This is a genomic window from Chryseobacterium sp. HNCC26DJ241, assembly GCF_057180505.1.
On sequence record NZ_JBXUGL010000003.1, the window covers coordinates 117163 to 140562 of the forward strand.

Consider the following 23400-nt stretch of genomic DNA (forward strand, 5'->3'; position numbering starts at 1 on the left):
TTTATATTTTTAGCAACGCATAATTAAACAATTTGTCTCTAATTTATAACAAAATCTAAAAAAATGAAAAAATTAGTATTTACATTCGTTTTATCATTGGTAAGTGTTTTATCTTTTGCCCAAATCGAAGGAAAATGGAGAACCATTGATGATGAAACCGGAAAGCCTAAGTCCATAGTAGAGATTTTTAAAAAATCAGATGGAAAGTATTACGGAAAAATCACTCAGCTTTTGATTAAACCTGAAAATAGCAATTGTGTGAAATGTAAGGATGATCGTAAAAATAAACCATTAATTGGATTAGAAATCATCAGAGGATTATCAAAAGACGGAAATGAGTTTTCAGGGGGAACTATTACAGATCCTAAAACAGGAAAAACATATAAATGCACTATTAAAAAGGAAAAGGATGAACTAAATGTAAGAGGTTATATCGGATTCTCACTAATAGGAAGAAGCCAAACATGGCAAAAAGCGAATTAGTAAATGTAAAATAGTAAATAAAGGCACTTCAATTTTTGAGGTGCTTTTTTACTGCTTAAAAATGTAAATAATGTTTATATTTTTTATACTTTTGCAATCTAAATTTTTCAAAAACTATGGCAGAATATACTTTTCGTGAAGTGATTGCACAGGCAATGAGCGAGGAAATGCGCAAAGACGAATCCATATATCTAATGGGAGAAGAAGTAGCAGAATACAACGGAGCATATAAAGCTTCAAAAGGAATGCTTGCAGAATTTGGCCCGAAAAGAATCATTGATACTCCAATTGCAGAGCTCGGTTTTGCCGGAATTTCTGTAGGTGCAGCAATGAATGGAAACCGTCCGATTGTAGAATTTATGACCTTCAATTTTTCCTTAGTAGGTATTGATCAGATCATTAATAACGCAGCAAAAATTCGTCAAATGAGTGGCGGACAATGGAACTGTCCAATTGTTTTCCGTGGACCTACCGCTTCTGCAGGACAATTGGGTGCGACTCACTCTCAGGCTTTTGAAAGCTGGTATGCAAACTGCCCTGGTCTTAAAGTAGTAGTTCCTTCTAATCCTTATGATGCAAAAGGATTGTTGAAAACCGCTATTCAGGATAATGATCCGGTAATTTTCATGGAATCGGAACAAATGTATGGAGATAAAATGGAAATTCCTGATGAAGAATATTATATCCCAATAGGAAAAGCTGATATTAAGAAAGAAGGAAAAGATGTAACTCTTGTTTCTTTCGGAAAAATTATGAAGCTGGCAATGCAGGCTGCTGAAGATTTGGAAAAAGAAGGAATTTCAGTTGAGGTGATTGATTTAAGAACAGTACGTCCTTTAGATTATGATACCGTTTTGAATTCTGTGAAAAAAACAAACCGATTGGTAGTATTGGAAGAAGCATGGCCTTTTGGTTCTGTAGCTTCCGAAATTACATATATGGTACAGCAAAAAGCATTTGATTATCTGGATGCTCCGGTTAAGAGAATTACAACGCCAGATGCTCCTGCTCCTTATTCTTCCGCATTATTTGCAGAATGGTTCCCAAAATTGGAAACAGTAAAAGCAGAGCTCAAAAAAGCATTATATATCAAATCATAGAAAAAAACTTCCGAAAGGAAGTTTTTTCATTTATTAAATTTATGGATAAAATTCTTCGACGTCATAAAATTAATATAAATTTGCGCTTTTAAAATTACTGCTATGTCAGAAGTTACAGAAGGAGGTCATCATTTTGACCTGAAAAAGCTTTCATTTGTAGGGGTTTTGGTTTCTCTCGGAATTGTTTTCGGAGACATTGGTACATCACCGCTTTATGTAATGAGGGCGATTGTAGAAGCAAGAGGTGAAGGCGCGGTTATGCCTTTTAATGAATATATTGAAGGAGCACTTTCCTGTATAATCTGGACGCTGACGTTACAAACCACACTGAAATATGTAGTTATTGCTTTGAGAGCAGATAATAAAGGTGAGGGAGGAATTTTGGCATTATTTTCTTTGGTGAAAAATCTCAAAAAAAAGTGGCTTTATCTTATTGCTATTATTGGTGCGGCTGCGCTTATTGCAGATGGAGTGATTACACCTTCACTTACGGTAATGTCAGCTATCGAAGGTCTTGAAATTTATAATCCACACACTCCGGTAGTTCCTATTACTATTGGAATTCTCATCGCTATTTTTGTTGTACAGCAATTTGGTACCAGCTTTATTGGGAAATTTTTTGGACCAGTAATGGTTACTTGGTTCTTGGTATTGGGAGGATTAGGGGCATCTCATCTTAAAGAAAATTTTGAAATTTTAAGATCATTTAATCCGTATTATGCCTATAAACTCATTGTAAATTCTCCGAGTGCTATTGTGATTTTAGGGGCAGTTTTTCTTTGTACTACAGGAGCTGAAGCACTTTATTCCGATTTGGGACATTGTGGAGCCAAAAATATCAGAGCAAGTTGGGTTTTTGTAAAAATAATGTTGATTCTAAATTATTTAGGACAAGGTTCATGGCTTTTAAGCAATTATAAGAACTCTGATTTATCAGAAATAAATCCTTTTTTCGGAATTATGCAGGATTGGATGATCATTCCGGGAGTTATTTTGGCAACTGCTGCTGCAATTATTGCGAGCCAAGCATTGATTACAGGTTCTTTTACCATTTTTTCTGAAGCCATGTCGCTTAATTTATGGCCAAATCAAAAAATTGATTATCCTTCGGGTGTGAAAGGACAAATGTATATTTCAAAAGTTAATTGGGGACTTTTGTTCTTTTGTATCATTGTGGTTTTATACTTCAAAGAATCCAAAAAAATGGAAGCCGCTTATGGACTTTCCATAACGGTAACGATGTTGATGACCACTTTTTTACTTGTTTTCTGGCTATTGAAACATAGAGTGAATAAATTGCTTATCTTATTATTTGCTTTGGTTTATATGGGAATTGAGTTTGGATTTTTTAGTGCAAACGTTATCAAGTTTTTTGAAGGAGGGTGGATCACAGTAATTTTAGCAGGTTCCATCGGTGTCTGTATGTATGCATGGTTCAATGGAAGAAAGATCAAAAATAAATTTATAAAATTTATAAAACTTCAGAAATACGTTGCAGTGATAAAAGATCTGAAATTGGATGAAACCATTCCGAAATATGCGACTAATTTAGCTTTTCTTAGTCGTGCTAAAAATGAAAGCGAAATAGAAGCCAAAATCATTTATTCCATTATCAGAAGGCAGCCGAAAAGAGCAGATCATTATTTTATCTTAACGATCGTCAATCAGGAAGAGCCATATACTTTTAAATATTACATTGATGAAATTATGCCAGGAACAATTTTTAGAATTAATTTTCTTCTTGGTTTTAAAGTAGATAGAAGGATCAATGATTATTTTGATCAGGTACTGAAAGATATGATGGAGCAGGAAATCATTCCTTCACGAAGCAGCCATCCATCGCTGAGAATTCACAATATTCCACCAGATCTTAAATATGTAATTATTGACAATACCTACATCAATGATACATTATTAACAGTAAAGGAAAAAATTATTCTTAATATCTACAATTTCGTAAAATATATAGGAAGTGATGATTTCAAAGCGTGGGGTGTTTCTCCGCATAATGTGGAGGTAGAGTCTGCTCCTTTGCTGGATCATGATATAGTAACTCGTAAAATAGAACAAGTTCATTCACAACCATAGTAATAGTCTTTTATCATAATGTTTGTTTGAATAAATTCGGTAAATTTGTGGATAATTTAATGTAATGGATACTCGGCAAAAAGAAAAAAATATAGCCATTATCAAAGATGTTCTTAAGCAATATCTTCAGGAAAAAGGTTTCCGTAATACACCGGAGCGATATACTATTCTTGAAGAGATTTATAATATGGAGCATCATTTCAATGTGGATGATCTTTATCTTCTGATGATGCAGAAAAAATATCATGTTTCTAAAGCTACCATATACAACACAATTGAGATTTTTCTTGATGCAGGGTTGATTCGTAAGCATCAGTTTGGAGAAAAAACATTGACTTCTTCTTCATACGAAAAATCGTATTTTGATAAGCAGCACGATCATTTGGTAATTTACAGAAAAGATTCAGATAAAGAAATAGAGGAAATTATTGAATTCTGTGATCCGAGAATCCAAGGAATAAAGGAGGCCATCGAAAGCGCTTTTGGCGTAAATATTGATTCGCATTCACTTTATTTTTACGGAACCAAAAAAGATTGATGAGATACTGGCTTTTACTTTTTCTGTTCATTTGCACATCCGTTTTTGCGCAAATCACAACACAGCCTAAAGATCCTTTGGTAAAAGATCCGTATTTCAATAAACCACAAAATACGGCTTCTACACTTACTGAAAAAGTACATCTTATTCATGCCGATTTTGCCGGTGTAAAACCTGAAAAACACAATGGGAATTTTTATTTTGAGGGAAATGTTCAGTTTTCCCATCAAGGTTCTTTGCTTGCTGCAGATGAAGTCATATTTTATCAGGAGCAAAATTTTGTAAAAGCTATTGGAAATGTTCGTTTGCAAAATGCAGATGGTTCTGTAATCACAGCACAGGAAATGGAATATGACGGTAATACACAACGAGGAATTGCCAGAAAAAATGTTGTTCTTACAGATCCGAAACAGACCATAAAAACAGAAACACTCTATTATGATAGAGTTTCCAACCAAGCGTATTTCGATACGGGAGGAACTATTTATAACGGGCAGAATGTAATGTACACAAAATCTGCAAATTATGACATTTCTACCAAAATGATTGATTTTACCGGAAATGTAAAAATCGATAATCCGGATTATACTGTCGAAGGAATTAATATTAAACAGAACCAAATTACTAATACAGCTACTTTTAACGGCCCAACTACCATTACCAACAAAAAAAATCCGGGTAATTATGTTTATACGGAATTAGGAAATTACAACATGAATTCTAAGGAAGTCTACCTTAACAAAAATTCCAGAATTCATTACAACGGAAAAATCCTGACCGGAGATAAAATGTATTACAACCAGCTTACCGGTTTTGGAAAGGCAAACGGAAATGTTCTGCTTCGCGATCCTAAAGAAAATCGTTTTATAAGAGGTGGTTACGGAGAAATTTATGAAAAGAAGGATTCTGCAATGATCACGGAAAAACCTTATGCCGTAAAAATTTTAGAAAAAGATTCTATTTATTTTTCGGCAGAAAAAATCCTTACTTATCAAAAGCCGGACACTGCAAATATCAATAAAAAGAAAAGTTTTCTTCGTGCTTACAAAAAAGCAAGAATGTTCAAATCCAATGCACAGGCAAGAGCCGATTCTTTAAGTTTTAATGAAACGGACGGAATCATGCATTTATATGAAAAACCTATTTTGTGGAGTGGAGAAAAACAAGTAACGGGCGATAAAATTGAAGCCTATTTTGATACTAAAAAAGAATACATCGATTCTTTGAAAGTAATAGGCAATGCTTTTGCCATAAGCAAAGCAGATTCTTTAAACTTGAAAGACGAATTCCATCAGGTGAAAGGAAAACTGATGATCATTTATTATGATAAAAATGAGATCAAAACAGCAAAAGTAATTGGAAATGCACAAGCAATTACCTATGCAGATGATCAGGATGAAAAGACAAAAAAAACCGAAAGAATAGGAGTTGCACTTTCTACTTGTGGAGTTATCGAAGCGCTTTTCGAGGAACGGAAAGTTCAGATTATTGAATGTAATATTGGAGCTCAATCCGATATTTATCCCATGAGTAAAATTTCCCGTGAGCAAAGATTTTTCCCTGATTTTAACTGGAATACCAAAGACAGGCTTCGAAAATGGGGCGATATATTTTTAGATACTCCGAATTACGAAGAGATAAAATATGAATCCGATGATTCGCTTTATAATACAGCTCAAAAAGCAGTGGAAGCTGAAAAAGCAAAAGATGAAGCGAAAAAACCAAAACGGACGAGAAAATAGTTTTCCAAATAATTTCCCGAACTTTGTCAAAAATTTTGACAAAGTTTTTTATACCAATGAATACCGATTTTTACAAATACCAAGCACAGACAACAAAATTCGCTTCCGGCTTTGAAGTGGAAAAAGCAGAAGGAAGCTACATTTACGGAAAAGACGGAAAAGCCTATCTTGATTTTGTAGCGGGAGTTTCTGCCAATACTTTAGGACATTCTCATCCAAAAATTGTAAATGCTATCAAAGAACAGATCGAGAAATATTTGCATGTCATGGTTTACGGAGAATATGCTCAGGAAAAACCAGTAGAATTGTGCAAACTTCTTGCAGAAGCAACTCCGGAACCTTTGGAAGTAACTTACCTTGTAAATTCCGGTGCGGAAGCTATTGATGGAGCGTTGAAGCTGGCAAAACGTTTTACAGGAAGGGAAGAAATTATTTCCATGAAAAACTCTTATCATGGAAATACACACGGAGCTTTGTCGGTTTCCGGAAACGAATTTCATAAAAGAGAATTTCGTCCGCTTTTACCTTTGGTGAATTTCATAGAATTCAATAATGAAAATGAATTTGAAAAGATCACAGAAAAAACAGCTTGCGTTATCGCCGAAACTATTCAGGGAGCGGCAGGTTTTTTAGTTCCCAATGAAAATTATTTCAAAAATCTCAAAAAAAGATGCGAAGAAGTGGGTGCACTTTTAATTCTTGATGAGATCCAGCCGGGTTTCGGAAGAACGGGGAAACTTTTTGCATTTGAACATTTTGGTATTGTTCCCGATATTTTGGTGATGGGAAAAGGAATGGGAGGTGGAGTCCCTGTTGGAGCATTTATGAGTTCCCGAAAAATTATGGAAAGCCTTTCACATTCTCCCAAACTGGGACATATTACAACATTTGGTGGAAATCCACTGATTGCAGCTTCCAGTCTGGCTACTTTGAAAGAAGTTCTGGAAAGTGGACTGATGAATGAGATGGAACGAAAAGAAAGATTATTTCGCAAACTTTTGGTTCATCCTAAAATTAAAAATATTAACGGAAAGGGATTAATGCTTGCTGTAAATCTCGAAAATCCGGACTACACACTGGATGTTGCAAAACGCTGTATGGAAAAAGGATTGATCGTTTTTTGGCAGCTTTACCGTAATGAATATATGAGAATTTCACCACCATTGATAGTATCAGAAGAAGAAATAGAAAAAGGATGTAAAATAATTCTGGAAGTATTAGATGAAAAATAATTAATATGTTCTATTAATTTTCAAATACAAAATACTGAAAACGTGTCGTTTAATATTTAAAAAATCCAATTAATCAAAAGCTTTATAGAAATTGGCTTGGAAAATAATCACAAAAAGGATTGACATGTATTTTTTTTAAATGTATTTTTGGAAAAAATTTAAAAGATACGTTTATGAAGAAAACACTATTTTTATTAGGTGCTGTACTATGGCTTTTTTATGGAATACAATCATGTTCTGCATCTGATTCTGATGAAAATACTGGGACAACTACAGTTGCTGAAGACAAAAAAAATATCAGTAATACTGTTAACAGTTTCTATTCTTGTTTAGAAAAATTAAATGATGGAGACTTTTCGGATTATGTTTTATATTCTTTATTTAACAATACTGCTCAAGAATATGATGATAGCTATTTGAATACTATAGTAGATGATTTTGAGAATCAGTATGGAGATCTATTTGCAAATCAAAAATTCCAGTTTGTAAATAAAGCCGGAACTTACACGTATAATAGTACTACAAAAAAATGGACAAAAGCAGCAACTGCTTCTGCAATTGTTTTGAAGTTTCCTTCAAGAGCTAATCAAACAGTTGTAGATAGTGAACTTTCGGTAACTTCTTATACAGATACACAAACTTCATATAATTCCGAAACAGTATGGTTGCCAAAAACATTTGATCTAAGTTTAAAAAGAAACGATAAAGTTGTTTTTAGTATGAATTTAGGAAATGTGACTTTTGATAATAGTACAAATTTTAGTATGCCCATCACAGCTAATATTAGAATATTTTCAGCACCATTTACTCATAATATTGTTTGGAAAAGAAATACTACGAAGGATTTTCAATTTACCTATAATTCTTCTACACCAGAAGGTTGTGGATCAGAAATTGTAACCAATATTAGTTTAAAAACTTCAGATTATTCTAATATTTCTAGTTGGGAAGATTTTAAGACTATTTCCGGTACAGTTACTGAAGGTTCATTAAAAATAACTTATAATTTCAATGTAGATGCATTGAGTCAATACGATGATCCTACAGATGCACAAATAAATGCAAATTCAAAATCAGAAGTTTTTTATAATGGTACTAAAGTAGGAGACCTTGTATATAAAACAGTTAGCGATAGAGGAGAATTATTTATAATATATTCTGATGGTAGTACAGAAAATGTAAATATATATGTAGGTGATTTTGAGGAAAAAGTAAAAAATATTTTTTCTCATTATTTCAAAAAATAAAATAACAAATCAAAAAGTGAATCTCATTTGATTAATTCATTTGAGATTTTTTATTTTTATGAAGAAACTTTTTTTAAAGACATTTATTTTTTTAGTCCCAGCTATTTGTTTTTCTCAGGACATTCATGCCGATACTTTGAATATAAAAAATAAATATAAAAATCAAGTCGGTATTAGTATTAACAAGTTTATAAAATCTGTATTTACATCGGATGATAATGTTATGCTAGTAAACTATAGGTATATAAAGGATAAAAAATGGGGATTTCGAACAGGCTTCGATTATAAGAACGATAATTCAGAAACTGGATTTACACAATTTGCAGTAAAATTGGGGGTAGATAGAAAATTGAAAAACTTCGAAAGTTGGTCATTTTATTATGGAGCAGATTATTTTTTTAAATATTCTAATTATAAAAACATAAATAAACCACAATATGAGAATGGAATAGGTCTATTCTTTGGTATTCAGTATTTTATTTCTTCTCATTTTTCTCTTTCCACAGAGCCAATGTTATATTTCAAAAAGTATTATCTTATAGATCGTTCCACATTCGAAAAAAAGAATACACAAACTTGGAATGAATCGGGTTTTGGTAAAATAGGTTATGTAGAATTAAATTTTCATTTTTAGATTTTTTTTAATCTAAATTATGATTTTATTTAGGCAATTTTTTTGTAAAAATAAAAAATTAATTTATATATTGCGACAGTTTAAAAAGAGAGCAATATGGCCAAACATAAAGTACATTATGAATTTCCGATGCATTGTCTTTCGGAAATTTTATATGAATATCTTGCAAGTGCAGAAGGTCTTTCTGAATGGTTTGCAGATGAAGTAGTGGAAAAGGGAGACGATTTCTATTTCAGTTGGGGAGGTGGACCTGCCGAAAAAGCTACTCTTATTCGTTATAAACCGGAAAGTTTTGTGCGTTTTCGTTGGGAAGAGGATGAAGGTACCAGAAATTTTTTTGAAATGACTATCGTTATTGATGAAATTACGGAGGATCTTTCTCTTAATATTACCGATTTCTGTGAAGAAGGAGACGAAGATGAAAACAAATTGTATTGGGAAAACCTGATTGAAAACCTCCAAATAAAATTAGGAGCTGCATAAAAAAATTAATGAACGAGATTTTCGTTCATTTTTTTTAGAATTTAAAAATTGTAAATGACAGATATTTCCAAAAATTTTCAGGCTCAAAATCGGGCATTTCTTTATGGAGATGCCGTGAAAGTTTCTTTTTTTGTAAGGAATTCTCAACTCATTATGGCAGAAGAATGTTATTTTTTTCTAATGGCATCTATGAGGAAAATGAGAATGGATATTCCGCTTTCTTATACATTAGAATATTTTCAGAATCTTTTTACGGAAGAAGTTCTTTCTAAAGGAACTGAAAACGGAATCATCAATTTTTTGGTTTATAGAAATTCTGATGAAAAACCTTTGCAAAAATCTGAAATCGCTTTTTGGTTTGATACCACACCAAAAGAAGATGTGCTTTCACTTCAAGAGGAATTTGAAATGGATTTAATCAAGGAGATTAATGTAAACACCAATCTTTTGAGCAATATCCGTGTTCATTGTCCGGAAAATATTTATGCTGAAATTTATGCAAAAGAAAATGATCTGAATGATGTTATTCTGCTGAATCCGAATAAAAGAATAGCACGAAGTATCTACGGAAATCTTATGTTTCTGGAAGGAAAAACCATTAAGGTAATCAAACAAACGGAAGGAGCGTATATTTCACCATTGATGGAAAATTTTGTCACTTTTATTCACAAGAATAATTTTGCAGAAATTGAACCTTCGGAAATGATTGCTTTTGAATCTCAGAAAGCAGATGAAATTCTTATGATTTCGGATGAAAAAGGAATTTTCCCCGTTTCAAAAATTAGAAACAAAACCTTTGGAAATCAGAGATTTTCGGAAATGATTGAGAAATGGAAAGAAAGTTTCAATTCGTGATCTAATCACAATCGGTTTCCCAAGAACGGATAAGTACACTATTTTTTTTGGAATAAAAGAAACGAAATTCTTTCATTGGGAAATAATAATATACATCCATGATTTCACCATCATACATTTTTGTTTCCGAAGGGTTTCCCAAAATTTTTCTAATTTCGCATAATTTCATTCCTTTTTTACATTTTTCATATTTATTATCTTCTATTATATCTTTGGTGAAAAAGGTGCTGAACAAAAATAGCAGGATACTTAATAAGGCTAAAATGGAAAGAAAAATAAATTTTGCTGTACTACTCATATATTGAAAACGTTGGAAATTAAAAATAATTTCATCTAATTTTTTACCACATTGAAAATGTAATTTATATTTGCTGAATTTGACAATCAAACTCAAATTATCTTTTATCAATGTTAATGATTATGGTTTCCAGTATTTTTGTGTAAATTTTTAGAATAATGGAATTAGGAATAGGAATGTTTGGAGATTTGGCTTTTGATCCGAGCACAGGAAAATATAGAAATGCAGGAATTAAAATTCGTGAAATTCTGGAGCAAGTCAAATTAATGGATGAAGTGGGGCTTGATGTTTTTGCAATGGGAGAACATCATCGTCCTGATTATGCGGTTTCTTCCCCGGAAATGGTTTTGGCTGCGGCTGCCAGTATCACAAAAAACATAAAATTAGCAAGTGGTGTTACGGTTTTGAGTTCTTCCGAACCTGTAAAAATATATGAAGATTTTGCAACGCTGGATTTGATTTCGGTTGGAAGAGCAGAAATTTTTGTAGGACGAGGAAGTTTTATCGAATCTTTTCCTCTTTACGGATATTCTTTGAACGATTATGAAGAGTTGTTTGAAGAAAAACTGGATCTTCTCTTGAAAATTAATTCTCAGGAAAATGTTACTTGGTCGGGAAATCTTCGTGCACCAATGGAAAATCAAACCGTTTATCCAAGAGCTAAAAATAATGGAAAACTTCCGATCTGGATTGCTGTTGGTGGAACTCCACAATCGGTGTTAAGAGCAGCGAAATTAGGTCTTCCTTTGGTTGTAGCCATTATTGGAGGTATGCCAGTTCAATTCAAAAATTTGGTTGAATTTTATAAACAAGAATATCTAAAAGCGGGACATGATCCTGAAAAAATGCAGTTGGCAGTTCATTCTCATACATTTGTAAGCGAAGATCCAAAAGTGATTGACGGATATTTTGAAAATTATAAATCTCAAATGGACAGAATCGGCTCTTCAAGAGGTTGGGCTCCATATACAAAGATGCAATATGAAGGTGGGAGAAGTAGGGAAGGAGCTTTATTCATCGGAAATACTGAAGAAGTTGCTGAAAAAATTAATTATGTAAAAGAATTATTCGGATTAACACGTTTTGTCGGACACATGGATGTCGGCGATCCTTCTCACGATATTATGATGAAATCTATTGAGCTTTTCGGGGGAAAAGTTGCTCCGCTTGTGAAATAAAAAAACCGCAGAATTTTCTGCGGTTTTTAGTGAATGATTATTTTATAAACCCACGATTTCTAAGCAATGGTTTTATATCCGGATTTCTTCCTGCAAAATCGTGATAAGCTTTGTTTAAGTCTACCGAATTTCCTACGGAAAGAATATATTTTCGGAAACGATCTCCATTTTCGCGTTTTACTCCGCCGTTTTCTTTGATCCATTCCCATGCATCAGCATCCATAGTTTCTGACCAGATGTAAGCGTAATATCCTGCTGAATAACCACCTCCCCAAATGTGTGCAAAATAAGGAGCATGATATCTTGGCGGAACTGCTTTCAGTGTAAATCCGTTTTTGGAAAGTAATTCTTTTTCAAATTCCAGAACAGGTTTTAGCTGAGTTTCATTATTTACGGAATGCCATTCCATATCGTTCATTGCGGCGGAAACCAACTCGGTCGTCATATATCCTTGGTTGAAAGTGTCCGCTTTTTTAATTTTATCGACTAATTCCTGTGGAATTGGTTTTTTAGTTTCGTAGTGAAGAGCATAATTTTTCAAAATTTCAGGCTCTAAAGCAAAATGCTCATTGATTTGCGAAGGGAATTCCACGAAATCTCTTGGAGTATTAGTTCCTGAAAGAGAAGTAAATTTTTGATTTGCAAAAATTCCGTGAATGGAATGCCCGAATTCATGGAACATAGTTTCTACGTCATCAAAGCTAATCAATGATGGTTTTCCGGGAGCCGGTTTTTGATAATTGAAGCAATTCACGATCACAGGTTTTGTACCCATTAAATGTGATTGTTCCACAAAATTGCTCATCCATGCACCACCACTTTTGGAATTTCTGGTATAAAAATCCAAATAATAAATTGCTAAAGATTTTCCATCGTGGTCAAAAACTTCATAAGCAACTACGTCAGGATGATACACCGGTAAATCCGGGCGTTTTTTGAAAGAAATTCCATAAAATTTTTCAGCAGCATAGAAAACTCCTTTTTCCAAAACAGTCGTTACTTCGAAATATGGTTTTATCTGATTTTCATCCAAATCGAATTTTGCTTTTCTCACCTGTTCAGAATAAAAATTCCAATCCCAAGGTTCAACTTTGAAATTTCCTTTCTGAGAATCAATAAGCTGCTGAATTTCAGATTCTTCATGTTTTGCAGTTTCTAAAGCAGGTTTTGCCAATTGCTTCATAAGATTCATGGCTGCTTCCGGAGTTTTTGCCATCTGATCTTGAAGTTTCCATTCTGCATAATTTTTCTTTCCAAGAATCTGGGCTTTTTTTAGGCGGAGTTTCGCCAGTTGTTCAATAGTGGATCTGGTATCGTTATTATCACCTTTTTCCGCTCTGTACCAAGAAGCATTGAAAAGTTTTTCGCGAGTTTCCCGGTTTTTAAGATTTTGTAAAAGAGGTTGTTGAGTTGTGTTTTGTAATGCTAAAAGATATTTTCCATTTTGTCCTGAATTTTTAGCATCGGTTTCAGCAGCAGCAATTTCATCAGGAGAAAGCCCGTCCAAAAGTTTTACATCATCCACAACTAAAGCTCCTTGTTTTCTTGCTTCGAGAAGTTTATTGGAAAACTGTGTGGAAAGTGTTGCTAATTCTTGATTGATCTTCTTGAGTTGATCTTTTTGCTGTGGAGAAAGTGCAGCACCGGCAATTTCAAAATTTTGTTTGTAAAATTCCAAAAGCCTTTTACTTTCAGAATCTAAACCATTTTCGCTGATTGCTTTTATTCTTTGATAAAGTTTGTCATTCAGATACAATTCATCATCATGTGCTGCAAAAATGGGTGCATATTCTTCTTCCAAAGCCTGCAAAGTAGGATTTGTATTAGAACCAGTAAGATTATAAAAAATAATTTTTGCTCTTTTTAAAACTTCTCCACTTTTTTCAAGAGCAACAAGAGTATTTTCAAAAGAAGGTTTTTCAGGATTATTGGCAATGACTTCAACTTCGGATTTATGCTGTATCAGTCCATATTCAAAAGCGGGTTTGAAGTGTTCATCTTTGATTTTGTCAAATTCCGGAGCTTCATATTGTAAAGTGCTTTTTCGCATCAAAGGATTTTGGGAAAGAGCGGCATCATTTTGTACAGGCATATTTTCTTTGTTTTCAGTTGTGGTTTTTATTGCTGTTGTAGAAGAACACGAGTTCAGAAATATAGCAGCAATTAAAAGTGTGCATGTAATATTTTTCATACCATAGTTGTTATAGAAAGTAATAATCGTTAAATTTAGAAATCTTTTTTAAACATCAAAAAAAATTAACATGAAAACTGCAACCGTATTTTTATTTTCTGCATTTTGTATCTTATCTTCCTGCAATACTAATTCTGAGGGAGGAAAATGGTTGAATATTATGCCGAAAGAAGGAAAAGGACCTATCCAAACAAAAGAAGTAAAAGGTGAATTCGATCAAATATTAGTAACACAATCCATTGATGCAGAGATTGTAAAATCAAATGAAGAATCTGTAAAACTAACAGCACCATCCGATATTATTGATGATATCGTAATAGAAAATAATGGTGGTAAACTCTATATCCATGTGAAATCGGGAACCAATCTTTCTACAAAAAATGTAGCCGTTAAAATTTTTGCAAAGGATTTTTCTGTAATCGAAGCCAATTCTTCTGCGGATATTAAAGTAAAAGATCAGTTTACACAAGATAAAACAACTGTAAAAGCATCAAGCTCAGGAAGTATTGAAGGTGATTTAGAAGCCAACGATCTGAGTATAGAAGTTTCCAGCAGCGGAAGCTATACCGGAAAAGTTTGGGCAGTCAATCTTAATGCGGATGTTTCTTCTTCAGGAGATATCAATATAAACGGAAAAACCAAAAAAGCAATGATGGATGCTTCATCTTCCGGAAGTATTGCTGCGGAAAATGTGATTGCAGAAATTGCCGATTTGGAGGCTTCAAGTTCTGGTTCTATCAATCTTTCTGTTTCGGATGTTTTATCTGCATCAGCCAATTCTGCGGGAGATATTGCCATAACCAAAAAAGGAAATATTCAGATATCATCACAAAAAGAAAGCAGTGGTGGAAGTATATCTGTGAGATAAAATTTTGTAGGAACGTGCCATTGAGGCACGTTCTTTTATTTTTCCGGTTCTTCGTCTTCCTCATTATTCTCGATCCAATCATGAGATTCAAAACTCATGCTGTCATAAGCAAGGAGTTCCTGTTCTCTTTGAATGGATTCTTTGAAAGTAAAACTATTGTCGTCTTCGTCTAATTTTGCTAGTTTTTTCAGTGAAGCCTTATCAATTAGGCTAAATCTTTTTCCTAATCTTCGGGCTGCGTATTTTCGCATTCCTGTTTCGTGCAAAAGATCGACAGCCATATTTACGGCAGTTCCCAAAGTTTCACGATAGATATTTTCGATTCCGTGATTGATGTAATAATAAGCATCATTACGATTTTTTGCTCGTACAAAAATTTTAACTTTCGGATATTTTTCACGAACCAGTTCGGTGATGTATTTATTGTTTTCCGGATTATCCAGACATAGTACCAGAATTTCGGCATCATGAATTCCGGCTGCTTCTAGAACGGGAATTCTGGTAGCATCTCCATAATATACTTTGAATCCGTAGCTTCTTAGCAGTTTTATTCTTTCAGAATCATGATCCAGAATAGTAGCGGAAATTTTATTGGCTTTCAGTAAACGTCCAACTGTACTTCCGAAATGTCCAAAACCAACAATAATGATTTTTTTCTGCTGAATATTAGCATCCATAATATTGAAAGGTTGGTTTTCGTTCTCATCAACATTAGTTTTTTCAGAAATTATTTTTTCATAAAGAAGCAGAAAAATAGGAGTAATACACATTGTAATTGCCGCAACAGCCATTAATTGTGAAAAAAGTTCTTCATCCAAAAGATAAAGACTAGCGGAATAATTTAATAATACAAATGCAAATTCTCCCACTTGCGAAAGTGCAAATGCATAGAAATAATTTTGGGAGGTCTCAATTTTGAAAAATTTACCAATCAGGTATAATACTATAAATTTTACAACTAAAACTGTAAATACCAAACTGAAAATGAAAATCGGATCTTTCTTTATAGTATAAAAATTCATTGTCGCTCCTACACTTACAAAAAATACAGCTAAAAGCAATCCTTTAAACGGATCTATCTGAGCTTCCAATTCATTCCGAAATTCACTATTGGCAAGCATTACACCGGCAAGAAAAGCCCCTAATGCAGGAGAAAGCCCAATTGCAACCATCAACTCTGAAACGCCAATTACTAAAAAAAGAGATGAGGCGGTCAATAACTCGGACATTCCGGATTTAGATACATATCTTAAAAAAGGAACAAAGACATATCTTCCTAAAAGTATAAGCGTAGCAACTCCGAAAATAACAGTTGATGCTTGCATCCATTCCGGAAGATTTTGTATAAGAATTTGGACTTTGTTATTTTGTTTTACTTGCTGATGTGCTATCAAAGGTAAAATTGCTAAAATCGGAATAACGGCAATATCCTGAAAAAGTAATGTAGAAAAAGAAGCTTCTCCCGCTATAGTTCGAAACATGTTTTTTTCACTTAAGGTTTGTAAAACAATTGCTGTAGAAGACATTGCAAAACATATAGCAACAGTAATAGATTGATCTAATCTCCAATTGGCTAAATAGAAAATTCCTGTGAAAATAACAATGGTGAGAATCATTTGAGAAATGCCAAATCCCAAAATTCTTTTTCTCATCGCCCAAAACTTTTTGGGTTCAAGTTCCAATCCTACTAAAAATAAGAGCATTACAATTCCAAATTCGGTAGCATGCATAATATTTTCTGTATTTTTTCCGGTAAGTTTTAATACAAAAGGACCAATAATAATTCCTCCTAAAATATATCCAATCACAGAACTAAGCCCAAATCTCCTTACCAGCGGAACCATAACAATGGCAGCACCTAGAAAAATCAGGGTATTCATAGATATAGATGAACTTTCCATAATAATCTATTGGTTTAGAATTTCAACAAATTTTTGCTTATGTTGTATAATTTCTTTTTTGGAAAGATTTTCAGACTCATACACAATATAAATATTTTTAATATTGGCCTTGAAAATTTTCAATGTTACCAAAAAACCACTAATTAGTTCTTCAATTGTAAAGCCATGTTTGCCCTTTCTGCCGAAAGAACGTTCTTTGCTTCTTGTGGTTACAAGTATATAAACTTCCTTATTTTCAAAAGGATTTTCGCTGTAGTTATTCAGCCAGTTTCCATCTACTATTTCATCCAGCCACAGTTTTAACAAAGGAGGAATTCCGAACCAGATAATTGGAAAATGAAAAATAAAACGATCATAATTCACAATTCTTTTTCTTTCCCGAAAAGCAGGAATATGAAAATCCGGATATTCCTCATACAAATCTCTGAACGTAAATTGCTGATGACGCTCATAGAAATTTGTCAGCTCCTTATTATTACTGGAAAACTCCAAAAAAGGATGTGCAAAAAGAACAAGCGTTTTTTTCAAAATAATGCGGTTTTCGTAAATATACGGGATTTTAAGAAGAAATCAAAGTAAAGTATTGGTTGTAAAAAGTTATAAAAAACGAGGTTTTTTTAATTCTCGAAATAACTTAGACCGATATTTTAATTTCAAACCACTTGATTTTAAAGTTAATATCTAAAATCTAATTTCTTCCCACTATTTATTTTTCTAATAAATTTTTATTCTATTTTAGAATTATTGTAAATTCCCGCCGATTTTATTAAAAATAATAATAGAAATGTATATTGAGGTTTCGAAAGATTTTAAAAAGAAAAGTGCGTCTGCAATTTTTGCTATTGTTTTATTTATCATTACATATATTATTTTATTTCTTTTGGCAATAGTACTTACGGTTTTATGTGTAGCCGGCGGAATAGCATTAATCGCTGCCAAACCCATGTTCATCACCTTAGCTTTAGGACTCGGATTAGCAAGTACGGGATTTATAATACTTTATTTTTTAGTAAAATTTTTGTTCAAAAGACATATCAACGACAGAACCGGACTTACCGAAATAACACGCAAGCAAGAAGCAGAGCTTTTTTCTTTATTAGATGAAATAGTAAAAGAAGTAGATACGCAATTTCCTAAAAAAGTATATTTATCAAATAATGTAAATGCAAGTGTATTTTACGATTCGAATTTTTTGAGTATGTTTTTTCCAATTAAGAAAAATCTGACAATAGGTTTAGGTTTAATAAATATTACAACCCGACAAGAATTGAAATCTATTTTATCCCATGAATTTGGGCATTTTTCACAAAGATCCATGAAGGTGGGAAGTTATGTGTACAATGTAAATCAGGTTATTTTCAATTTAGTAAATGATGATGAATCCTTTAATAATACAATACAAGGTTGGGCAAATATAAGTGGATATTTTACACCTTTTGTTTTTATCGCAGCAAAGATTATCGGAGCAATTCGCTGGGTTCTTGCCAAAATGTATTCTTTTGTAAATATTCGGTACATGGCACTTTCCAGAGAAATGGAATTTCATGCGGATGAGGTTGCTGCAAATGTTGCAGGATCTTTGCCTTTGGAAGAATCACTGCTTAGATTGGATATAGCAGAAAATGCATACAATTCCGTAATCCAATTTTATGATTCAAAAATTGATGATCAGCAGAAAAGTAATAATATCTACAAGGAACAATTGTTTGTGATGAATTTTTTTGCTAAAGAGAATGAATTGGATTATAAATATGATTTGCCTTTAGTGAAATTGTCTGAATCTGATTTATTTAATAAATCGAAACTTGTAATAAAAGATCAGTGGGCTTCCCATCCTTCTACAGAAGATAGAATTGCAAAACTCCGAAAATTGGATATTGTAAAAGAATATGATGATCGACCTGCAAAAACTCTTCTTGCAAATGCTGTAAAAACGGAAGAGAGTTTAACTGTTAAGATGTTCAATCATCTTCCTAAAATTTCAGAATTTGCAATCCTTGACTTGGATAATTTTACAGCTGAATTTTCTTTAGATTATAAGAAAAATTCTTTTGATAAAGTGTATAACAATTATTATGATAGTCATAATCCTCAGTATTTTGATATAAATACGGTAGATATTTCAAAAGAAACAACTTCTTTGGAAGAACTTTTCAATAAAGAAAAATTAGAAATTGTTTATACACTTATTGCTCTTCGAAGTGATAAATCAATATTGGAATCCATTAGTAATAAGGAGACTACAATAAAAACATTTGATTATGACGGAAATAAATACAAAGCAAAAGAAGCAAAAAAAATTATTCTGAATATAGAAAATCAAATTGTAGATAGCGAAAAAGCAATAACTGAAAATGATGAAAAAATATATTGCTTTTTTTTAAAGATTGCAAAAGATAAAAATAAGGAAATAGATTTGAATAGATATTATGAAAACTTTTTTGATTTTGATAAGCAATTTGACATTCTAATCAAGATTTATTCTGATCTTAGTAATGAATTAATATTTTTAAATACAAAAACACCTTTTGATACGATTAGAAGAAATTTCCATAAAATAAAACCATTAGAGGAAAATTTCAAATCCCAACTCAGCTATTTTCTAAATCATGCTGCTCTAATGGATGCACTGAGTAAAGAAACACGAAACGATTTGGAATCGTATGTGAACAATGATTTAGTATATTTTCTGAATGATAAATATGATGAAAGTAATCTTCAAAAATTGATGTTGGCTTTAAATAATTATCCTTATTTACTTCATAGACTTTACTTTTCACTAAAGAAAAATGTACTGGATTTTCAAGTGGAGTTGCTCCATCAAAATTAGATTTTTCAACTTTCGAACATTTACAACAAAAATTTAAAAAGATTGGTGTAGATAACATATTATTATCAGTTTAAGCAGTTGAAAACCTTTAATTAATAACCAATAAATAGAAAATTAATCTATTGAGTGATAATAATTTCAGTATGTTTAATCAAATTTAAATACCTAAAACAAATAAATTTATAAATTCTATTACCAGCTTCCGGAAGCACCGCCTCCTCCGAAACTTCCGCCTCCTCCAAATCCACCGAATCCACCTCCGGAACTTCCGCCGCCAAATCCACCACCTCCTAAACTTCCCGGAAATGGAAAAAATCCGCCCGGATAATTTCTGCGTCCACGTCTTGAGATAATGACATCATCATCGTCATCATAATTTCCGCCGTTTCCACGATTTTTGATAAGAAAGCTCAGAATAATCAGGATAATGACAACAATAATAATGATTTTGAAAACACTTATTTCTCCACCGGAATCTGAAACAGGATCAGGTTTGAATTTTCCTTGAACGGCTTCCATTATCGCAGAAGTTCCACGATTGATCCCATCATACCAACGTTGCTGCTTGAAATTTGGAGTAACAATATAATCCATAATTTGTCCTGCTACTGAAGCAGTAAGATACTGTTCCACAGCTCTTCCTTGCTGGATAGACATTGTATGATCTTCTGTTGCAATCAGGAAAACAACACCATTGTCTTTACTTTTTTTTCCGATTCCCCATTTTTCTCCATACATAGTGGCGAGAAAATTGACATCTTCACCTTTTGTAGAAGGAACAATGATGACTTCTATTTCTGTAGAAGTAGAATCTTCAAACTTGATGAGTTTATCATTCAGTAGTTGTTTTTCGTTTTCCGAAAGCAGACCTACTTCATCATAAACAGGGTATAAAATTTTTGGTTTTTCAGGGATATTATATTGTGCTGAAATCCAATGAAAACAGCCTACAAAAAAAATGAAAAAAAGTTTAAGAGAAGGTAATCTCATCCGATAGTTCATTGTAATTTTCTCCTGAAAAAGGAAAGTATTTTTTGAGTTCCAAACCGGTTTCCAATATAGCATTCTTCAGACCTTCGTAATAATTTTTTTTGGCAAATTCCGAAGTGGTTTTATCATGCAACTGATCCCAGAAAGATTGATGTACTTTTGCATGGATGCCTTCATCTCCAATAATAGTAAGATAATGGGCTTCAAAATTGACATGAAAAAGTACGGCATTTCTTTCCACTGTCTTATCCATTCCCAAAGTCATAAATACATCAAATGCTTTTTTTGCATTTTCAACATCAGTATTGGAATCTATATGAATACGAATTTCTCCGGTGGAATGGCTTTCAGCGGTTTGTATGGCTTCCACAAGGGAAGCCATTTGTTGTTCTGTAAGAAAATTGTTCATTATTCTGTGAAGACTTCCGGAGCTTTTTCAGCACCAGCAGCAGCTTTGAAGTATGGTTTTTCTTTAAAGTTTGTAAAATTTGCCAGAATATTATTTGGAAAAGTTTTTATTGAAGTGTTATAATCTCTTGCAGCATCGTTATAATAAACCGTTTCCGATCGAATGCTGTTTTCAATTGCCGTATATTCTCTTTGGAAATTGATATATTGTTGATCTGCTTTTAGATTAGGATATTGTTCTACTACTGCCATCAATCTGCTTAAAGCTCCACTCAATTCTCCTTGCGCTGCCTGAAATTTTGCAATATCAGCTTCTGTCATATTCGTAGGATCAATAGTGATAGATGTAGCTTTGGAGCGAGCTTCGATTACTTTTGTCAGAGTTTCTTGTTCAAATTTTGAATAGGATTTTACAGTTCTTTCAAGGTTAGGAATCAGATTCGCTCTTTTCTGATAAACGGTTTCCACATTAGACCATTTTGTATTTACAGTCTGTTCTTTTGCCACGAAATTGTTATAGCCATTTTTTCCCCAAAAGAAAAGCAATGCAGCAATCACAAGTAGAGCAATACCGATAGTTCCGGCACTCATACAACCTCTATTTTTCATAGTTTATATTTTTTTATTATTTTAAATAGCTAACCCAAATATACAAATTATGTACTACTTTTGTAAAAATTATCAAAAAAAATGATTACCATCATTGTAGCAATGGGAATGAAGAATGAAATTGGTTTCCAAAATCAGTTGCTTTGGCATCTTCCGAAAGATTTGAAACATTTTAAAGAAATTACTTCCGGACATCCTATTATCATGGGAAGAAAAACGTATGAAAGTATAGGAAAACCGCTTCCAAACAGGACGAATATTGTAGTTTCCAGAAAGGCAGATTGGTTTGAAGAAGGAATTCTTATTGTAGGAAGTATAAAAGAAGCCATAAAATTTGCAAAGAAAATTGATGAAGATATTTTTATTATCGGAGGTGGGAATATTTATGAACAAACCATACCACTTGCAGATAAACTGGAAGTAACATTAGTAAAAACAGATATGAAAGCCGATACTTTTTTTCCAAAAATCGATGCAAAAATCTGGGAAAAAACAGATGAAACTTGCCACGAAAAAGATGAAAAGAATGAATATGATTTTTGCTTTCAAAGATTTATCAGAAAGGAAAAATTATGATTTTATTTTTTTAAATTTGTATTAAAATCAGTTATGAAAAGCCTTCTTATCCATCCGAATAATTCTTCTGAATTTTCTCTTATTGAATCTCTTCTAAAAAAAATGAATATCTCTTTTGAAGAGATTAATAAAGAAGGTGAATTAAAGCTAAAAAATGGGAAAAGAAAATGATTGATGAAGCATTAGAGGATGTGAAAAACAATGAAATTTTATCTCAAAAGGAAGCACATCAAATGATTGAAAAATGCTTGAAATAGTTTGGATAAATCTAAAAAATATTCTATAAAAATTTCCAAAGAGATTAAGCATTTTGAAAAATTATTAAGCAATAACCCACAATTAGGTTCTGATACTGATTATAAGAATATAAAAAGAATTCTCATACTTGATAATTTTTCATTGTTTTGTCAAATTTCTGAAAAGAGCGTTATTATTTTAGGATTTTGGGATAACCGAAGAAATCCAGATAATATATCCATATAAATTTTCAAATTCCGTAAATTTGCACACTAAAAAATCAATAAAATGAACAAATACATAAAGCTGGTTATTGCAGCTGTATTAATAAGCACTGGTATTTACATGATGTTTTTTACCCGAAGTTTGGGTTGGGGAATTGTGGTGTTTTTGCTTGCTGCATTTCCGATTCTTTTGTTCTTTAAGAACGAATATATTTTGCTTTCTTTCTGGCAACTAAGAAAACAGAACGGAGAAAAAGCAGCTGAATGGCTATCCAAAATCACGGATTACAAATCTCAGCTTCATAAATCCCAATATGGATATTTTCATTATTTGCAAGGTTTAACACTTGCTCAGGACAATCCTGCAAAAGTAGAGCCTTTAATGAGAAAAGCATTAGAGTACGGACTGAATATGAAGCAGGATAGAGCAATGGCAACTTTAAATTTGGCGGCTGTTGCAATTTCAAAAGGTAGAAAACAGGAAGGGCAAAAACTTTTGGAAGAAGCCAAAAAGTTAGATTCATCAGGATTGATGACAGAGCAGATCAAGATGATGAAGGATCAGCTAAAAATGCCATCCATGCAAAAGCACATGCATAATCCAAATATGAGACAAAGAGGAAAGTTTTTCTAAAATAAAAAAGGATTGAAATTTTTCAATCCTTTTTTATTTTATTGATATGTTTGT

General features: G+C 32.6%; 23 protein-coding genes. 16 read left to right on the top strand and 7 right to left on the bottom strand.

The window, feature by feature from the left end:
• Positions 1–63 precede the first annotated feature (63 nt).
• The 10 genes from AC2A1C_RS03800 (at position 64) to AC2A1C_RS03845 (ending at position 10402) form a co-directional block, all read left to right on the top strand.
• The gene (locus AC2A1C_RS03800) at positions 64–483 is read left to right on the top strand and encodes a DUF2147 domain-containing protein (RefSeq protein ID WP_484023610.1); all 420 of its coding nucleotides are present in this window, start codon (positions 64–66) and stop codon (positions 481–483) included.
• Between the two features lie 116 nt (positions 484–599).
• The gene (locus AC2A1C_RS03805) at positions 600–1583 is read left to right on the top strand and encodes a pyruvate dehydrogenase complex E1 component subunit beta (protein WP_484023612.1); all 984 of its coding nucleotides are present in this window, start codon (positions 600–602) and stop codon (positions 1581–1583) included.
• Positions 1584–1685: 102 nt separating this feature from the next.
• Positions 1686–3671 carry a KUP/HAK/KT family potassium transporter gene (locus AC2A1C_RS03810; RefSeq protein WP_484023614.1) on the top strand — a complete coding sequence of 662 codons (1986 nt, stop codon included), beginning with the start codon at positions 1686–1688 and terminating at the stop codon, positions 3669–3671.
• A 64-nt stretch (positions 3672–3735) separates the two neighbouring features.
• Positions 3736–4209: a Fur family transcriptional regulator gene (locus AC2A1C_RS03815; protein WP_484023616.1), complete on the top strand. Its 474-nt coding sequence runs from the start codon at positions 3736–3738 to the stop codon at positions 4207–4209.
• Entirely contained in the window at positions 4209–5951 is a 1743-nt protein-coding gene (locus AC2A1C_RS03820) for an OstA-like protein (RefSeq protein WP_484023618.1), read from the top strand. The genes AC2A1C_RS03815 and AC2A1C_RS03820 overlap by 1 nt, the downstream gene beginning before the upstream one ends.
• A 56-nt stretch (positions 5952–6007) precedes the next feature.
• Positions 6008–7183 carry an aspartate aminotransferase family protein gene (locus tag AC2A1C_RS03825; RefSeq protein WP_484023619.1) on the top strand — a complete coding sequence of 392 codons (1176 nt, stop codon included), beginning with the start codon at positions 6008–6010 and terminating at the stop codon, positions 7181–7183.
• A gap of 173 nt (positions 7184–7356) precedes the next feature.
• Positions 7357–8430 carry a hypothetical protein gene (locus AC2A1C_RS03830; RefSeq protein ID WP_484023621.1) on the top strand — a complete coding sequence of 358 codons (1074 nt, stop codon included), beginning with the start codon at positions 7357–7359 and terminating at the stop codon, positions 8428–8430.
• Positions 8431–8488: 58 nt separating this feature from the next.
• Positions 8489–9064: a hypothetical protein gene (locus tag AC2A1C_RS03835; protein WP_484023622.1), complete on the top strand. Its 576-nt coding sequence runs from the start codon at positions 8489–8491 to the stop codon at positions 9062–9064.
• A 96-nt stretch (positions 9065–9160) separates the two neighbouring features.
• Positions 9161–9547 carry an START-like domain-containing protein gene (locus tag AC2A1C_RS03840; protein WP_484023624.1) on the top strand — a complete coding sequence of 129 codons (387 nt, stop codon included), beginning with the start codon at positions 9161–9163 and terminating at the stop codon, positions 9545–9547.
• Positions 9548–9601: 54 nt separating this feature from the next.
• Positions 9602–10402, top strand: a complete 801-nt coding sequence (locus tag AC2A1C_RS03845; protein WP_484023626.1) for an aminotransferase class IV — start codon at positions 9602–9604, stop codon at positions 10400–10402.
• A 1-nt stretch (position 10403) separates the two neighbouring features.
• On the opposite strand, the gene AC2A1C_RS03850 is transcribed toward AC2A1C_RS03845, so the two are convergent.
• The gene (locus AC2A1C_RS03850) at positions 10404–10700 is read right to left on the bottom strand and encodes a hypothetical protein (protein ID WP_484023627.1); all 297 of its coding nucleotides are present in this window, start codon (positions 10698–10700) and stop codon (positions 10404–10406) included.
• 158 nt (positions 10701–10858) lie between these two features.
• Here AC2A1C_RS03850 and AC2A1C_RS03855 point away from each other — a divergent pair, with 158 nt between their 5' ends.
• The gene (locus AC2A1C_RS03855; RefSeq protein ID WP_484023629.1) at positions 10859–11878 is read left to right on the top strand and encodes an LLM class flavin-dependent oxidoreductase; all 1020 of its coding nucleotides are present in this window, start codon (positions 10859–10861) and stop codon (positions 11876–11878) included.
• A gap of 37 nt (positions 11879–11915) precedes the next feature.
• On the opposite strand, the gene AC2A1C_RS03860 is transcribed toward AC2A1C_RS03855, so the two are convergent.
• Entirely contained in the window at positions 11916–14069 is a 2154-nt protein-coding gene (locus AC2A1C_RS03860) for a M3 family metallopeptidase (protein WP_484023631.1), read from the bottom strand.
• A gap of 70 nt (positions 14070–14139) precedes the next feature.
• Between AC2A1C_RS03860 and AC2A1C_RS03865 the strand changes: the two genes are divergently transcribed.
• Entirely contained in the window at positions 14140–14937 is a 798-nt protein-coding gene (locus AC2A1C_RS03865; RefSeq protein ID WP_484023632.1) for a head GIN domain-containing protein, read from the top strand.
• Positions 14938–14972: 35 nt separating this feature from the next.
• Here AC2A1C_RS03865 and AC2A1C_RS03870 read toward each other — a convergent pair whose 3' ends face one another.
• Positions 14973–16817, bottom strand: a complete 1845-nt coding sequence (locus AC2A1C_RS03870) for a cation:proton antiporter domain-containing protein (RefSeq protein ID WP_484023633.1) — start codon at positions 16815–16817, stop codon at positions 14973–14975.
• Positions 16818–16844: 27 nt separating this feature from the next.
• A complete protein-coding gene (locus tag AC2A1C_RS03875; RefSeq protein ID WP_484023634.1) occupies positions 16845–17366 on the bottom strand; it encodes an NAD(P)H-dependent oxidoreductase in 522 nt (173 codons plus the stop codon).
• A 256-nt stretch (positions 17367–17622) separates the two neighbouring features.
• Here AC2A1C_RS03875 and AC2A1C_RS03880 point away from each other — a divergent pair, with 256 nt between their 5' ends.
• A complete protein-coding gene (locus tag AC2A1C_RS03880; protein ID WP_484023635.1) occupies positions 17623–19668 on the top strand; it encodes a M48 family metallopeptidase in 2046 nt (681 codons plus the stop codon).
• A 192-nt stretch (positions 19669–19860) separates the two neighbouring features.
• On the opposite strand, the gene AC2A1C_RS03885 is transcribed toward AC2A1C_RS03880, so the two are convergent.
• From AC2A1C_RS03885 to AC2A1C_RS03895, 3 genes are read right to left on the bottom strand one after another with little or no spacing between them, the layout of a single operon-like run.
• Entirely contained in the window at positions 19861–20658 is a 798-nt protein-coding gene (locus AC2A1C_RS03885; RefSeq protein ID WP_484023637.1) for a TPM domain-containing protein, read from the bottom strand.
• Positions 20639–21067, bottom strand: a complete 429-nt coding sequence (locus tag AC2A1C_RS03890; RefSeq protein ID WP_484023638.1) for a TPM domain-containing protein — start codon at positions 21065–21067, stop codon at positions 20639–20641. Before AC2A1C_RS03890 ends, AC2A1C_RS03885 begins: the two co-directional genes overlap by 20 nt.
• Complete coding sequence (locus AC2A1C_RS03895) at positions 21067–21675, bottom strand: LemA family protein (protein ID WP_484023640.1); 609 nt, start codon at positions 21673–21675, stop codon at positions 21067–21069. The genes AC2A1C_RS03890 and AC2A1C_RS03895 overlap by 1 nt, the downstream gene beginning before the upstream one ends.
• Before the next feature lie 81 nt (positions 21676–21756).
• Here AC2A1C_RS03895 and AC2A1C_RS03900 point away from each other — a divergent pair, with 81 nt between their 5' ends.
• The 3 genes from AC2A1C_RS03900 (at position 21757) to AC2A1C_RS03910 (ending at position 23346) form a co-directional block, all read left to right on the top strand.
• Positions 21757–22251, top strand: coding sequence for a dihydrofolate reductase (locus tag AC2A1C_RS03900; protein WP_484023641.1), 495 nt, complete (start codon positions 21757–21759; stop codon positions 22249–22251).
• 258 nt (positions 22252–22509) lie between these two features.
• Positions 22510–22734 (top strand): type II toxin-antitoxin system RelE/ParE family toxin, encoded by a 225-nt coding sequence (locus tag AC2A1C_RS03905; protein ID WP_484023643.1) that lies wholly within the window; start codon positions 22510–22512, stop codon positions 22732–22734.
• Positions 22735–22776: 42 nt separating this feature from the next.
• Entirely contained in the window at positions 22777–23346 is a 570-nt protein-coding gene (locus AC2A1C_RS03910) for a tetratricopeptide repeat protein (protein ID WP_484023644.1), read from the top strand.
• The last annotated feature ends 54 nt before the right edge of the window (positions 23347–23400 follow it).